Origin of the sequence: Sphingomonas sp. (assembly GCF_965200105.1) — a bacterium.
In the GTDB taxonomy this organism is placed as follows: Bacteria; Pseudomonadota; Alphaproteobacteria; order Sphingomonadales; family Sphingomonadaceae; genus Solisphingomonas.
This window is the reverse complement of the sequence record NZ_CBDATN010000002.1, coordinates 1,086,460-1,100,736: the sequence shown is the minus strand read 5'-3', so window position 1 is coordinate 1,100,736 and position 14,277 is coordinate 1,086,460. Positions and strand designations below refer to the sequence as shown.

At 68.9% G+C, this 14,277-nt stretch carries 9 protein-coding genes and 1 pseudogene; 2 read left to right on the top strand and 8 right to left on the bottom strand.

Going from position 1 to position 14,277, the window contains the following annotated elements; translation table 11 throughout:
* Position 1 precedes the first annotated feature (1 nt).
* The 4 genes and pseudogenes from ACOFKX_RS06680 to ACOFKX_RS06665 all read right to left on the bottom strand — a co-directional run.
* Positions 2-724: a class I SAM-dependent methyltransferase gene (locus ACOFKX_RS06680; protein ID WP_419826260.1), complete on the bottom strand. Its 723-nt coding sequence runs from the start codon at positions 722-724 to the stop codon at positions 2-4.
* Positions 724-1,851: a peptide chain release factor 2 gene (prfB, locus tag ACOFKX_RS06675; RefSeq protein ID WP_419826259.1), complete on the bottom strand. Its 1,128-nt coding sequence runs from the start codon at positions 1,849-1,851 to the stop codon at positions 724-726. The genes ACOFKX_RS06680 and prfB overlap by 1 nt, the downstream gene beginning before the upstream one ends.
* Positions 1,852-1,946: 95 nt before the next feature.
* A complete protein-coding gene (locus ACOFKX_RS06670) occupies positions 1,947-4,430 on the bottom strand; it encodes a penicillin-binding protein 1A (RefSeq protein WP_419826258.1) in 2,484 nt (827 codons plus the stop codon).
* A gap of 43 nt (positions 4,431-4,473) precedes the next feature.
* Positions 4,474-5,259, bottom strand: a pseudogene (locus tag ACOFKX_RS06665) (N-acetylmuramoyl-L-alanine amidase family protein); the annotation flags it as partial.
* A 327-nt stretch (positions 5,260-5,586) separates the two neighbouring features.
* Between ACOFKX_RS06665 and ACOFKX_RS06660 the strand changes: the two are divergent.
* Positions 5,587-8,217: a M1 family aminopeptidase gene (locus tag ACOFKX_RS06660; RefSeq protein WP_419826257.1), complete on the top strand. Its 2,631-nt coding sequence runs from the start codon at positions 5,587-5,589 to the stop codon at positions 8,215-8,217.
* A gap of 739 nt (positions 8,218-8,956) precedes the next feature.
* Here ACOFKX_RS06660 and ACOFKX_RS06655 read toward each other — a convergent pair.
* Complete coding sequence (locus ACOFKX_RS06655; RefSeq protein ID WP_419826256.1) at positions 8,957-10,036, bottom strand: LLM class flavin-dependent oxidoreductase; 1,080 nt, start codon at positions 10,034-10,036, stop codon at positions 8,957-8,959.
* 131 nt (positions 10,037-10,167) lie between these two features.
* Here ACOFKX_RS06655 and ACOFKX_RS06650 point away from each other — a divergent pair, with 131 nt between their 5' ends.
* Entirely contained in the window at positions 10,168-11,154 is a 987-nt protein-coding gene (locus ACOFKX_RS06650) for an enoyl-CoA hydratase/isomerase family protein (protein ID WP_419826255.1), read from the top strand.
* On the opposite strand, the gene ACOFKX_RS06645 is transcribed toward ACOFKX_RS06650, so the two are convergent.
* The 3 genes from ACOFKX_RS06645 to ACOFKX_RS06635 are packed head-to-tail and all read right to left on the bottom strand — an operon-like array spanning position 11,076 to position 14,202.
* The gene (locus tag ACOFKX_RS06645) at positions 11,076-12,464 is read right to left on the bottom strand and encodes an amidohydrolase family protein (protein WP_419826254.1); all 1,389 of its coding nucleotides are present in this window, start codon (positions 12,462-12,464) and stop codon (positions 11,076-11,078) included. The two genes, ACOFKX_RS06650 and ACOFKX_RS06645, sit on opposite strands and share 79 nt — an antisense overlap.
* Positions 12,458-13,792, bottom strand: a complete 1,335-nt coding sequence (locus ACOFKX_RS06640; protein ID WP_419826253.1) for a CoA transferase — start codon at positions 13,790-13,792, stop codon at positions 12,458-12,460. Before ACOFKX_RS06640 ends, ACOFKX_RS06645 begins: the two co-directional genes overlap by 7 nt.
* Entirely contained in the window at positions 13,780-14,202 is a 423-nt protein-coding gene (locus ACOFKX_RS06635; RefSeq protein WP_419826252.1) for a hypothetical protein, read from the bottom strand. Before ACOFKX_RS06635 ends, ACOFKX_RS06640 begins: the two co-directional genes overlap by 13 nt.
* Between the last annotated feature and the right edge of the window lie 75 nt (positions 14,203-14,277).

The following is a 14,277-nucleotide window of genomic DNA, read 5'->3' as shown; positions in this document are numbered from 1 at the left end:
GTTACAGCGGCCGTCCCGTCTCGTCGCAGGCCCTGATCGCGCCGGGCGCCGGTCGGGGGCCGACCGCCTCGAACGCAGCGAGATAGCCGCCGGCCGACGGCATCGCGGCGTGAGCAACCCGCCTGTAGCCCACCGCCTCGAACTCGCAGGCGAGGAGGGCGGGCGGGGTCCCGTGGCGGTCGGTCGGCCGGTCGGCGTCTACCACGATCACGCGCCCATCGGGCTTCAGCGAGGGGCGGAGGTTCCACAGGAAGGCGTAGGGCTGAGCGATCTCATGGTACATGTGGACCATCAGCACGCGATCGAAGCTGCCGGGCGGCAGGCGCGGATCGGAGGCCTCCCCGAGGCGCACGCTGACATTGTCGAGCCGCTCGCGCGACGCGCGCTCGGCAAGCTCATCGCGATAGGCGGGAATGATGTCCTCGGCGAGCACGCGGCCGTCCTCGCCGACGCGGGCGGCGAGGCGGATGGTGTAGTAACCTTCGCCCGCGCCGATATCCGCGACCGTCATGCCGCGCCCGATGCCGGCAGCGTCCATCACCGCACGTGCCTCCGCAACGCGATCGCGATCGGCCTCGGTCGACCAGCGATCGGAGACGATTCCCGCCACGGGTCGCGCGGCGGCGGGAAAGCCGTCGCTCGGCCGTCGCGCCTGGCCGTGCCCGGCCTGATCGCCGCAACCCGCCAGCACGAAGGCAAGGAGCAGGGCCGTGCTGCGAACCATCAATCGACGTCCTCCACCTCAACCGCCTCGCCCGTCACGCGCTGCGACAGCGCCGCCGCCATGAACGGATCGAGCGCGCCGTCGAGCACGCTGTCGGGCGAGGTGGAGGTGACGCCGGTGCGCAGATCCTTCACGAGCTGATAAGGCTGGAGCACGTAGGACCGGATCTGGTGGCCCCAGCCGATATCGGTCTTGCTGGCCGCCGTCGCGTTGGCCTCCACCTCGCGCTTGCGCAGCTCCTCCTCGTAGAGGCGCGCCTTGAGCTGCTTCATCGCCTCCGCCTTGTTCTTGTGCTGCGAACGCTGGTTCTGGCACTGGACGACGATGTTGGTGGGGATGTGCGTGATGCGCACGGCGGAGTCCGTCGTATTGATGTGCTGTCCGCCCGCGCCGGACGCGCGGAAAGTGTCGATGCGCAGCTCGCTCTCGTTGATCTGGATGTCGATGTCGTCGTCCACTTCCGGATAGACCCAGACGCTGGCGAAGCTGGTGTGGCGGCGCGCGGCCGAGTCATAGGGGCTGATGCGGACGAGGCGGTGGACGCCGCTCTCGGTCTTGGCCCAGCCATAGGCGTTCTCGCCCTTGAGCATCAGCGTGGCGGACTTGATCCCCGCCTGCTCGCCGGCGTGGAAGTCGACGAGTTCCACCTTCATGCCGCGTCGCTCCGCCCAGCGCTGATACATGCGCTGGAGCATCTGCGCCCAATCCTGGCTCTCGGTGCCGCCGGCGCCGGCGTTGACCTCGACATAGGTGTTGTTGGCATCCGCCTCGCCGGCGAGCAGCGCCTGCACCTTGTCGGCGTCGGCGCGGACGGCGAGCTCGGCCAAGCTCGCGACCGCCTCGTCGGCCATCGCGGCATCGCCTTCGGCGTCGGCGAGTTCGATCAGCTCGACGGTGTCGTCGCGGTCGCGCTCGATGCGGCGGACGGCGACGATCGACTCGTCGAGCCGCCGCCGCTCGCGCATCAGCGCCTGCGCCGCCTTGGCGTCGTTCCAGAGCGTCGGATCCTCGGCGCGCGCGTCCAGCTCATCGAGGCGGCGGAGCGCGCGGTCCCAGTCGAGGAAGCGGCGGACGAGCGCCATCGCGGCGTTGATCGTGTCGACATGAGCCTGCGCTTCGGCGCGCATCGTCGTTCAACCTTCTGTTCGCCGACGAGCGGCGGGAAGGGCGCGGCCGTCGGGCGGAGTAGGCCGGCGTCCTGTGCCGGCGGGGATGGCCTGATCTAGTAGATGCCCCCCTGCCTTGCCAAGAACTCGCTGTCGCGAGCCGGCGGCGCGGATGCGGCGGCAGGGCTGGCCTTCGCGGCGGGGGCAGGGCCGCGCTGGATGGTGCGGCGGGGCTCGCTATCGGGCTTGAACGCTTCCCAGATGATCGCGGATTTCGGGTCTTGCGTCGGCCAGCCGCCATAGACGCGGCGGCCTGACGCTCGATCGATCCGCACCATGCGGATGCCGGTGGGCGCGCGGAAGGGGACGACGGGCATCCCGTCCATCGCCACCTTCGCGAACTGCTTGAAGATCGGCGCCGCGATCGTCCCGCCCTGCGCGGAGCCGCCGAGCGGGCGCGGCCGATCGTAGCCGAGATAAACGCCGCCGACGAGATCGGCCGATCCGCCGACGAACCAGACGTTGGTCGGCCCGCTGGTCGTGCCCGTCTTGCCGAACAGCGGTCGTCCGAGGTCGTTGAGCACGGTGGCGGTGCCGCGCTGGACGACGCCCTCCATGATGTGGAGGATCTGATAGGCGCTCAGCGGGTCCATGACCTGGCGCCCGCGCACCGGCGGGCGCGGCATCGGCCTGCCGTCCCAGTCGGGCAGGTTGCAGCGCTCGCACGACCGCTCGTCGGCGCGCCAGATCACCTTGCCGCGGCGATCCTGCACGAAGTCGATCGTCGTCGGCCCGATCTTGCGGCCCTGGTCCGCGATGGTCGAGTAGCCCGAGACCATCTTGAGCACGGTCGTGTCGCCGGCGCCGAGCGCGATCGCGAGCACGGAAGGATAGTCGCCGATGCCGACCTTCTTGGCGAGCGCGACCACCTTCTTCATGCCCGTCTGGCTGGCGGCGCGCACCGTCATCAGGTTGCGCGACTGCTCGACGCCCCAGCGCATGGTGTGCGGGCCGGCATAGCCGCCGGAGAAGTTGCGGAAGCATTTCGAGCCGAGCAGCGCCGACTGATAGACGCAGAACGGCCCGTCGACGATGATCGAGGCGGGCGTCATGCCGCCGTCGAGCGCTGCCGCGTAGACGAACGGCTTGAATGAGGAGCCGGGCTGGCGCAGCGCCTGCGTGGCGCGGTTGAAGCTGTTGCCCTTGAAGTCCCACCCGCCCTGCATCGCCAGCACCTGACCGGTGTGCGGGTTCTCCGCCACGAAGCCGCCCGAAATCACGGGGACCGACTTCAGCGCCCAGGCGCCGCCGCCGGCATTGGCGACGATCACGACGTCGCCGGCCTTGAGGAAATTGTAGGCAGCACCCCCGACGCCGCGCTTGGGCTGGCTTGCCGCCCAGGACGGCAGCTCGCCCGTCGTGCCGTTCTCGAAGCCGATCTCGGCGACGCCGCCGCGCTTGGACAGCACCACCGCCGGTCGCCAGCCCGGCAGCCCGGCGCCGACGTTGGCGGCGACGAGCCGGCCCTGCCACCCCTCGCCGGGATCGATCGCGGCGGAGCGCCCCGGCCACCCGCGTCCGCCGTCGTAGCGCAGGAGCCCGGCGTGCAGCGCGTCCTCGGCCGCTTGCTGCACCTTGGGATCGAGCGAGGTGCGCACCCACAGCCCGCCGGCGTAGACGCTGTAGGGGCCGTCGTCGGCACTCTCGCCGAAGCGGTCGATCAGCTCGCGCCGCACCTCCTCGGTGAAGTAGCTGGCAGCCATCTGCTGCTTTGGGGATGCGCGGCCGACGGTGCCGAGCGGCTCGCCGTTGGCGGCCTGCGCCTGGCCGGCGGTGATGTAGCCGTTGGCCAGCATCTCGCGCAGCACGTAGGCGCGGCGTTCCAGCGCACGCGCGGAGTCGTGCTCGGGCGTGTAGTTGCTGGGCGCCTTGGGCAGGATGGCGAGATAGGCCATCTCGGGCAGCGTGAGATCGCGCACGTCCTTGCCGAAATAGGCCTGCGCGGCCGCCTCCACGCCGTAGGCGTTCCTCCCCAGGAAGATCTGGTTGAGGTACAGCTCCATGATCTGCGGCTTGGTGAGCGTCTGCTCGATGCGGATCGCCAGGATCGCCTCGCGCACCTTGCGGCGAACCGAATATTCGTTGCCGGTGAGCAGGTTCTTGGCGACCTGCTGGGTGATCGTCGAGCCGCCGCGCGCCCGCGATCCCGAGCCGTACTTGCGGGCATAATCGATCACGGCGGCGCCGAAGCCGGGCAGGTCGACGCCGTGGTGCGTGAAGAAGGTCTTGTCCTCCGCCGAGACAAAGGCGTCGACGAGGAGCGGCGGGAACTCGTCGTAGGCGAGCTCGATCCGGCGTTCGCGCGCGTAGGTGTAGACGGGCGATCCGTCGTAGCCGCGGATGTTGGTGGGCAGCGGCGGTTCGTAGGCGAGCAGCTTGTCGGGCGATGGCAGGTCGCGCGCGAAGATCAGCCAGATGCCGAGCCACGCGACGAGGAGGAAGCCGACGATCGTGAGCGGCAGGCGGACGTACCAGCGGCGCAGGAGTTGCCGCCCCGGCCGCTCTCGCCTGATCCGGATCGGGCCGTCATCCTCGTCCATGCCGCCTGCGCGCTTAGCAGAGCCAGCGCGCTTGGGAAGCGCGTCACTCCGCCGAGGCGACGTTCATGCGGCCGGTGCGTCGCGCGAAGTGGGCCTCAACCGCGCGCGTGACGCCGATCGCGAGTTCGTGCTGGTAGTCGCGCGAGAAGAGCAGCTCCAGGTCCTCTGGGCTGGACATGTAACCGGTCTCCAGCAGCACGGCGGGCACGTCGGGCGCCTTGAGCACGGCGAGGCCGGCGAAGCGATGGTAGAGCGACTTGAACACCACGCCCTGGTCCGACAGCTCGTGCTGGAGGAGGTCGGCGAAGCGCGAGGAGCTGTTCATCGTCTCGCGCTGCGTCAGGTCGATCAGGATCGAGGAGACGTCGCCGGCGGTGCCGCCCAGGTCCACGCCCTTGAGGACGTCGGCGCGGTTCTCCTTGGCGGCAAGCCGCGCGGCGACGCGGTCGGAAGCGACCTCGGACAGCGTGTAGACGGTGGCGCCGCGCGCGACGGAACCCGGCGCGGAATCCGCGTGGATCGAGATGAACAGGTCCGCATCCAACCGCCGCGCGATCTCCGGGCGCTCGCCCAGCGTGACGAAGCTGTCGCTGTTGCGGGTGAGCGCGACGCGAACGCGGCCGGAGGCGAGGAGTTCGTCGCGGATCGCGCGCGCGATCGCCAGCGCCGCATCCTTCTCGCGCCGCGTGCCGTCGAGCGAGAGCGAGCCGGGATCGTGCCCGCCATGGCCGGCGTCGATCACCACCAGCGGCTTGCCGCGCCGGCCTTCGACGGCCGGGATCGGCAGCCGATAGGGTCGGGCGCCGGAGAGCGGCACGGTGACGTCGGCGCTCGCCGCCAGCGCGGTCGCCTGCATCGCGACGCCGGCGCGCGCCGGCCCGAGGTCGCGCGGGCTGGCGGAGGCGTGCGACAATGGCGCGAACAGCGCGGCGAGAAGGGCCAACATGGCGGGCACATGGCGCCGGCCGAGACGGCGCGTCGAGTAGTTTCTCATGAGCGCGTACGAACCCTCGCAACACCGCTTCCCCGACAAAAGGGGTACGCCCGCACACATGGACGTCGGCAGAACGGGCAAGGTTACGGAGGAATTCACCGTGGCTTGCCGGCTGTGTTGCCGGGCTATAACACCTGTCCCATTCCAGATCAGGGGGCATCGATGAAGCGTTCTTTCCTAGCCGCGCTCGCCTGCGCGACACTGCCGGCCGCAGCACTCGCCGCCGCGACGCCCGCCGGCGACGCGCCGCAGGGCCGCCTGCCCGACGCCGCCGTGCCCAAGGCGTATCGCGTCGACCTGACTGTCGATCCCGCGCAGCCGCGCTTCTCCGGCCATGTCGAGATCGACGTGCTGGTGCAGGCGTCCAGCCGTTCGCTGTGGATCCACGGCCGCGACCTCAAGGTCTCCTCGGCAAGCGCGAAGGTCGGCGGGCGGACGATCCGCGCCACCTATACGCAGGTCGATCCGCAGGGCGTGGCGAAGCTGGACTTCGCGCAGCCGCTGCCCGCCGGCGCCGCCACGCTCGCCTTCGACTATGACGCGCCGTTCGGCGACGGCCCATCCGGGCTTTACCACATCCAGGCGGGCGGCCGGTGGTATGCCTGGACGCAGTTCGAATCGGTCGACGCGCGCGCCGCCTATCCCTCGTTCGACCAGCCCGGCTACAAGACGCCGTTCACGGTGTCACTGACGACGAGGCCCGGCGCGGTCGCGGTCTCCAACGCGCCCGAGACCGGCACCACGCCGGCTAAGGCCGGCATGGTGCGCCACGCCTTCGCGGCGACGCGTCCGCTGCCGACCTACCTCACCGCTTTCATGGTCGGACCCTTCGCTATTGCGTCGGGCCAGGCGGCGCCGACACCCGAGCGGGCGCAGCCGATGCCGGTGCGCGTCGTGGCGACGCAGCCCAACAAGGACAAGCTCGACTATGCGCTCGCCAACACCGGGCCGATCGTCGGCTTGCTGGAGCGCTATTTCGGGCGGCCCTTTCCTTTTCCGAAGCTGGATCAAATCGGCTCCCCGGTGATGCCCGGCGCGATGGAGAACGCCGGCGCCGACACCTACGGCGACGACATCCTGTTGCTGGACAAGGGTGCACCGACCGCGCAGCAGCAGGCGTTCGGAATGACCGTTAGCCACGAGCTCGCGCATCAATGGTTCGGCGATCTCGTGACGCCGGCCTGGTGGGACGACATCTGGCTGAACGAGAGCTTCGCCAACTGGATGGGCTATCGCATAGGCAACGAGTGGCGGCCCGACCTCAAGATCGGCGCGGGCGCGATCGGCGAGGCGTTCAGCGCCATGAACACCGACGCGCTCACCGCCGGTCGCCCCATCCATCAGGCGATCGCCACCACCGGCGACATCGATACCGCGTTCGACGCGGTCACCTACGGCAAGGGCGGGCAGGTGGTGGCGATGATCGCCGCCTATATGGGCGACGCCACCTTCCAGAAGGGCGTGCGCCTGCACCTCGACCGCCACGCTTATGGCAATGCCACGACCGACCAGTTCTTCCAGTCGCTGGCCGACGCGGGCCACGATCCGCGGATCACCGCCTCGCTGAAGAGCTTCGTCGACCAGCAGGGCGTGCCGCTGGTGACGGTGTCGCGGAAGGGCGGCACGATCACCTTCTCGCAGAAGCCCTACGCGATGCTCGGCACGACGCCGGCGCCGCGATCGTGGATCATTCCCGTCTGCTACTCGGTAGGCGGCAAGCGCGATTGCGTGTTGATGGACAAGCCGACGATGACCGTCGCCGCCAAAAGCAAGGGCATCGTGATGCCCAATGCCGGTGGCAATGGCTACTACCGCTTCACGCTCGATCAGGGTGACTGGCGGACGCTGGCGATGCAGGCGGGCACGTTGCCGCCGGGCGAGGCGCTGGCCGTCAACGACAGCCTGTGGGCCTCGTTCCGCGCGGGCGAGGCGCCGGCGGCGGCGTTGCTGGCGGAGGCGAGAGCAGTCTCGACCAATCCCTATTCCGATGCGGCGGTGGAGCCGGGATCGCGCTTCCGCTCGCTTCGCGTGCGCGGTTTCATCGACCAGGCGTCGGTGCCGGTCTACCGGCGCGCGATGGACGCGATCTACGGTCCGCGGCTCGCCGCGATCGGTTCCGATCCCAAGCCCGGTGCCTACGCGTCAGACGATCCCGATCGGCAGAAGCTGCGCGCCGCGCTGGTCCGCATCGTCGGCATTGACGCCGCCGATCCGGCGGTGCGCGCAAAGCTGGACGGCGCGGCCAAGGCCTGGCTCGGCGGCGACAGGCAGGCGCTCGACCAGAGCCTCTACGGCAGCGCCTTCGCGGCGCATGTTGCGGCAGGCGGCTTGCCCGCCGCGCAGGCGCTCTACGAGAAGATGGTGACGAGCGACGACGCGCTGTTCCGTCGCGCCGCGATGTCGGCGATCGCGGGATCGGGCGATATGGACGTCGCGCAGTGGCTGGCGGGGAAGATCGACGATGCCCGGCTGCGGCAGAACGAGAAGCTGTACGCCGTGATGTACACGTTGAGCGAACCCGCGACGCGCGACTTCGGCTACCGGCAGCTCCTCCAGAACTTCGACCGCTTCACCAAGTCCGCTGGCATCTTCACCGCCTCCGCGCTGGTCGGCGCACCGGTCGCCTACTGCTCCACCGACGCGGCGGCGATGATCGATCGCGACCTTCGGCCTAAGGTCGTAGAGTACAAGGTGAGCCCGATCGATCTCGATCGCACCATCGAGCAGGTCCGCGATTGCGGCGTGCTGAAGCAGGCGAAGGGCGCCGAGATGGCGACGGCGCTCGGCGGCTGAGGCGGCGGTACGTGCCGGACGGCGGCGGTTCCGGACTTCTCCTTGCCACAGGATACCGCGAGGGATGCGCCGATCCGTTAGCCTGAGTAGTCGGACGCGAGGGTCGACGCAGGCGACAAATCGGCCGAACCGGAGACGGCATGGTGGAACAACACTCGCCGCCAGGCGCTCCTTCATCGGGAAACCTTGCGGAGAAACGAACAATGTCCGGCGAGAAGACCAAGGATTTCGGCGATCCGCAGCCCGACGACGAGCTGCCCGAGGGCGACATCTCGATCCCGCTGCCGCACGAGCAAGGCGACGAAAACGCGCAACCGCAATAGGCGATAGTCCGCTGCGCACGATGAGATTGGACAGTGGAGGCCCAACCAGACGGTAGGGCGCCAACGAAGTATGATGCGCTTAGGCCGGTCGGCTAAACCGATCTTTGCCGGACCTTCTCACCTGCCGAAATAGCCGGGTAGCGCGATTCTGGCTTATCTTGGACAACGCGCCTCGAAGTTCGGCGCCGCAGCGCGCGAGCCTTTGAAGTAGCCGTCGCATTCGCGCCGATACCGTCACCCACGACCATTCCGCTTGCCGTCGCGGCGACCTCAGCCACCTCGTTGCCAAATGCCGTAGCCCCACCGCTCGCGACGATTACCTTCCCAGTAGGTGGCGTGTCGCCTCGCCGTCCGTCTGCAGTCATATTCCACTGCGGTGCGGCTCGCCGTCCTTGCCCGTATGCCGGTCCGTACCGCTAGGCCGCCACCTCGACCTTGTCGTGCTGCAGCGTTGTCATGACCTTCGAGCTGAACAGGCGAAGGTTGCGCTCCGCCTCTTCGGCCGGCATGCCGCCATAGCTAAGTACGGCGACGTAGGTTTCCATTCCGGTCCTCGCCCTGATCATCTCGATCTTCTCAAGGCACTGCGCCGGCGTGCCGAAAACCTGGAGATCGACCAGATAGTTGATGAACTTCTCCCGACCGACTTCGGCGATCTTTTTCGAGATGCCCTGATAGTACTCGTAGCCCGGAACCTTATGGAGCTCGGCATTGGAGAATTCATAATGGTCGACGGTGGAATCATAGTAGCGGCCGATATATTTGCGAGCCATGCTCTCGGCGCGATCCGGGTCCTCATCGACGAACGTCCATCCGACCACAATCGGCGCCGGGGCTGGGCAGTCGTTTTCCTGCTGGTAGAACTCGCGATAAACCGAGAGATCCTTCTCGATCGCCGGCCACGGCTTCTGCGGCACGATCAACATGCCGACACCGAGCTTCGCCAGCAGCGGCATGCTTGCGGGTGAGACGCCTGAAGCATAGGTCCTGCCGCGGAACGACTTGAACGGGCCGGGGCGCAACGGCGCACGCGGCTGCTTCACATACTGGCCGTCATACTCGCAGACGCCGGTCTCCAGCGCCTCGAGCACGCACTCGGCCGATTCGACGAACAGCGGGCGTGTCTCGGGAAGCGGGATGTCAAATGCGGCGAACTCGACCGGGGCGATACCCCGCCCGACCGAAACGATCTGGCGGCCGCCGCACAGATTATCGAGCATCAGCACGTCTTCCGCAGCGCGCAACGGGTTGTGCCACGGAACGACGATCACCATCGTGCCGAGATTGACGTGACGCGTCCGTCCCGCCATGTAAGTGAGGAACTGAACCGGGCTTGGCAGCAGCATGTAGTCGGTGAAGTGATGCTCCGTCGCCCAGATCGAATCGAAACCGAGCGGCTCAGCCAGATCCGCCAGATCGAGTTCGCTCTTATAGACCTCCAGGTCGGTGCGTTCCTTGCCCAGATTTTGGAAGATCATCCCGAGACCGACGCGCAAAGCGTTTCTCCCTAAGTCAAATCGGCGCGAGCATGTCCCGACCGCTCCTCTCTGCCGAGCGGTTCTCATACCCGGTAGTATGAATTGCTACAAGGGCTTTGTTGCGATCGGAAGCGCGGGGAGAGCGGCCGATGGCGAAGCCTGACATGATTGCTGCCGAAGACCTCGCCGCCGTCTCCACATGTGATCTCATCGCAGACCGGTTCGGCCCAGCGACGTCGGAGCCCCTCATCGCGTTCCCGTTCGATGATGATGTGAGTGTCGCCAACCTGTCCGCGGCTCTCGCCAATGCGCCTTGTCCGATCATCGGCATCGGCCGCGACGATCACCCGCTCGCCCGGTTTTGCGACGTCGTTCTCGATGATACGCATGAGCTGGCCCGGCTCCGCGTCAATGTCGCGCGGGCACCGTTGGCGGCCATGGTGCTGGTGCAGCAGCTCCGCCTCGGCGAGCGGCTGGATGTGCGCGACGCGCTCGTTGCGGAGAGCCTCGCCTTCGCCGCCGTCCAGCGCGGGCCTGAATTCCTCGCTTGGCTCCGTGATCGCCCGCCGATCGCCCTGCCAGTGCCGTCGCAGGCGGCGGTGCAGGTCGACTGCGCTCCCGACCTCCTGAGCATCGCGCTTGTCCGGCCCGAGACGCGGAACGCTATCGACGCGCAGATGCGCGACGCGCTAATCGAGATGCTCGACGTTGCTTTAGTGGACGAGCACGCACGACCGGTAAGGCTGACGGGCAGCGGTCGTTGCTTCAGCACCGGCGGCGCTCTGTGGGAGTTCGGAACCGCGAGCGATGCCGCGACGGCGCACTGGATACGGACCGTGCGGTCACCCGCCTCGCGCCTGGCGCGGCTTGCGCCAAGGCTGACGGCGCGTGTCCAGGGCGCCGCGATAGGTGCCGGGCTGGAGATGGCCGCGTTCGCCTCGCACGTGGTGGCCACCGCCGATGCCTGGTTCCAATTGCCCGAGCTGCGCTACGGCCTTATCCCGGGCGCCGGCGGAACGGTGAGCTTGCCCCGGCGTATCGGCCGGCGGCGAACCGCCTATATGGCGCTCTCGATGCGTCGCGTGCCCGCGTCGCTCGCGCTCGGATGGGGATTGGTCGACTCGATCGAGCGATAGATCGGCCGACCGCCGACGATCGTCAGCCGCACCTGTACGGTCGCAAGGTCGCGCCGTGCCGCCGCCCAGTCGCGGTCGATCACGCAGAGGTCCGCCACCTCGCCGACACGCACAATACGGGGCGGGCCGCCGGGCGCGTCGGCGCCGCCGGTGAAGAGCGCCAGCGCCGCCTCAGCATCCAGACCCGCGTCCAATCCAAAGCCTTGCGGTCGCGCGACTGCGGCGGCCATCGCGCTCCAGGGATCGCTGCCGCCGAACGGGGCATCGCTGCCCGCCGCGATCGGCACGCCGGCCCGACGGAGCGCGGCGAGGGGATAGAGGCAGGGCAGATCGTTCGGGTCAACGTCGCGGCGATAGGCGTCGCCGCGCTCGACCAGAAAGTGAGGCTGACTGACGACGGTCAGGCCCAGGTCCGCGACGATCCGGATAAACTCGGGCGGGATGACTCCGCCATGCTCGATGCGGTCCCCGCGCCGCGCGCCCGCCTCCTCTAGCGCTGCCAGATAGAGCGCGAGCTCCGCGCGCGTCACGCAGTGCGCGGCCACGGCGCGGCCCGCCGCATGGGCTTGGTTTATCGCCGCGGCGAGCGAATCGAGGGGAGGGAGGTCATGATCGTGGAAGTGGAACTTGACCGGGCCGATGACGAGCCCTGGTGCGGAGCGCAGATGGTCAAGCGACGCATCACCCATCATCAGGATGCGCTGATCCAAGCCGGCCGTGGCGAGGCGAGCATGGTCCTCCTCGCCGTTGCGGTGGGTCGCGTCGGTCACGCCGGTAATCCCGCGCCGCGCGAGCATCCGTCCGACGCCGGTCAGGGAGGGCGGAGTCTGACGCAGCCGCGTGCGCAGAACCGCATCCTCATCGATCAGCCGGCCATCCGGTGGGCCGTCAAGCTCGAGGGCGGCCATCGCCGCGCTGTTTAGGATCCACATTCTTCCGCTGCGATGCTGGATGCGGATCGGCCGCCCGGGGCCGTGGCGATCGAGCCAGCCACGGTCTATCGCGCCAATAGACTGATGATAGCCGATCCCGCGCAGCCAGCCCTCGCCGGGCGCGCCCCGCAGCGCCATGGCGAGCGCCGCGCGCGTGCCGATGTCCGGGGGCCCGCAATGCAGCGACGCCAGCGCCGCCGCCGTCGCGTTGAGGTGGATGTGGTGGTCGTGCAAACCGGGCAGCATCGCGCCGCCTCGGCCGTCGAATACGGGTTCGCCGGGCACGGCCGGCAGTTCGCGACCGATCGCGGCGATCCGATCGCCGGCGAGGCGCACGTCGTGACGCCGTTCCCTGATCCGGACGTTGCGGATCAGCATGAGAGTATCGCGTCGTTGTCCGCACCCAGGGCTCGTGCGGCCATCGGCGCCACGCGGAGCGGATAGAACGGCGCATCGTCATCTTCGGCGAGCCGCTGCCAGGCTTGCAGCGTCGCCTGTTTCACGGCGGCCTGCGCGACGTGAGCGATCGTGCCGCGAAGCGAGAGCGCGATCAGCCGTCCGCCGCCATCGCACCAGCTTGCCCAGGCGGCCAGCGCCGCCAGCAGCCCCGTGAGCGGATCGGCGATCGCGTCGCCGGCGAACAGCGGCTCGCCCCAGCCATCGTTCATGGCGGCCGATAATCCGCCGGCGACCGCGGCATCGTCGCCGAAGCCGACACGCATGGCATCGGCGCCGTCCCGGCCATGCCCGGTGACGGCGATCCATGTCGCGCCGGTGCCGACGAACGCCTCCGCATCGATACCCAGCTGCTGCAAGGCCCGCGGACGCGTGCCCTCGATCACGATGTCGGCGCGCGCGATCAGACGTGCCAGCGCGGCGCGGCCGGAGGGTGCCGCGAGATCGATCGTCACGCACGACTTGCCGCCGTTCAGGAGATCGAAAAAGGGGGCATTGCCGAAGCGGGCACCGTCCGGACGCGCGTGGCTCTCCACCTTCACGACGTCGGCGCCCGCCGCCATCAACAATGCGCCGGCGAGCGGACCGGCCCACAGCCCCGAGAGGTCGACGACGAACGGCCGCGTCCCGAGCGCGGCGCGAGGCTTGCCGCGTCGGTCGATGCGGCACCAGTCCGCTCCCGAGGATCGCGCATCGGCGGCGACGGCCAGTCCAAGCAGGGTAGCGCGCTCGACGAGCGCGACCACGGACCGGCACCGCACCTGCGCGGCGATCCCGGACAGATCGTCTACATCATGTTCGAGCCACGCCGGGATTAGCTCCCAGTCCTCCGGCCTGGCGAGGTTCAGCGCTACCCGTCCGTCGCGCGCGTCGAGCAGATGGCATGTGCCGTTCGTCGAGGTTCGTCCGGCGCGCTCCAGCCGCATCAGCCGTGCCCGCTCACCCAGCAACACCGAGCCGTTGCGCGGCAGGCCGGCCGCTGCTGGAACGATCGCCTTCATCGCCAGCATCGCGCCGTCGGCAGCGGCGGCGAGCGGCGCGGGACAGACCAATGCGGGACCGTCGCGACGTCCGGTCATGCTCATCAGCCCGGCTCGCCGCCAGGCGAGCGCGGGATGGTCGGCCGACCCCTGCAACGGCGCGGCGATACCGAGGTCCGCGAGAAAGCGCCGGCCGAAGACCTCGGCCGAGAGAGGGGGCGCCGCCGCCGACCGCCCCTCCCGATCAGCCCGGCCGCTCAGCGATGCCATGTGCGCGGACCGGCGTCCGTCCCTGACTTCATCGTCAGCAACTGATCTGCAAGCAGGCCGACATGCTTAATACGCTGACGTTCAGAGCGGCCGATGTTGCCACCACCATGAATGTCGGTGGGCCGGACGACGGGCTCCTGGTAATGCTGCCCGGCGGCGTACAGACCCGCCATCGGTGAAGCGGCGCCGGCGAGCGTCGCGCCTGCAAGGGGAACCGCACCACCTCGCCTGGCGGTCTCACATCGCTGGTAATCGCGAGCGCGCGGCGCGGGCCGATCGCCGTGCCGGCACTGGTCGACATCGCGCCGAGGACCAGGTTTTCCGGAACGGAGCGGATTATCGAATCCCTGCGCGCGCGGTCCGTGGGGTTCGATCCGATCGACGAAGCGGCGGATGCCGTCGCCGCCCACCTTCCGCACCGCTAGCGACCGAGCGCCCTGTAGGGGCTGAGCAGCGAGAGCGACGATCATTTCGCTTGCCCGTCC

Bases quoted from the DNA above. Each gene is read 5' to 3' on its own strand.
- ACOFKX_RS06680 (WP_419826260.1), bottom strand. From the start codon at position 724: ATGGTTCGCAGCACGGCCCTGCTCCTTGCCTTCGTGCTGGCGGGTTGC.
- ACOFKX_RS06640 (WP_419826253.1), bottom strand. From the start codon at position 13,792: ATGGCATCGCTGAGCGGCCGGGCTGATCGGGAGGGGCGGTCGGCGGCG.
- ACOFKX_RS06645 (WP_419826254.1), bottom strand. From the start codon at position 12,464: ATGCTGATCCGCAACGTCCGGATCAGGGAACGGCGTCACGACGTGCGC.
- ACOFKX_RS06650 (WP_419826255.1), top strand. From the start codon at position 10,168: ATGGCGAAGCCTGACATGATTGCTGCCGAAGACCTCGCCGCCGTCTCC.
- ACOFKX_RS06660 (WP_419826257.1), top strand. From the start codon at position 5,587: ATGAAGCGTTCTTTCCTAGCCGCGCTCGCCTGCGCGACACTGCCGGCC.
- prfB (WP_419826259.1), bottom strand. From the start codon at position 1,851: ATGCGCGCCGAAGCGCAGGCTCATGTCGACACGATCAACGCCGCGATG.
- ACOFKX_RS06670 (WP_419826258.1), bottom strand. From the start codon at position 4,430: ATGGACGAGGATGACGGCCCGATCCGGATCAGGCGAGAGCGGCCGGGG.